The organism is Gilvimarinus sp. 1_MG-2023 (assembly GCF_030548285.1).
In genome coordinates this window covers 1-255 of the sequence record NZ_JAUOSC010001315.1, presented here as the reverse complement: position 1 = coordinate 255, position 255 = coordinate 1, and the positions used below count along the sequence as shown (strand labels likewise).

The window sequence follows — 255 nt, the reverse complement described above, 5'->3', positions numbered from 1 at the left end:
CTTGAAGGACAAAAAATTTTAAACTGACAGAATATAACTCAATCCCAGAGACTCAAACGCGGCAACCAACTGCGCCATACCCTGACGGTTAAGCGCAACACTGTTGGCCAGATAGTCGCTATCTTTCAGCGCTGCGGTGGCAGCGGCCAGTGCAAAGGAATCCACATTGAATGGCGGACGAACCCGGTTCATCAGGTCAGCCACAACCGGGCTGGAAACGCCATAACCGACCCGCAGCGATGCCAGACCATAGGC

Annotated in this window: 1 protein-coding gene; it reads right to left on the bottom strand. The window is 53.3% G+C overall.

What is annotated here, in order from left to right:
* Positions 1-18 precede the first annotated feature (18 nt).
* Positions 19-255, bottom strand: a 237-nt coding sequence (locus Q4563_RS21105) for an aminotransferase class I/II-fold pyridoxal phosphate-dependent enzyme (protein ID WP_303605915.1), incomplete at its 5' end; no start/stop codon positions are given.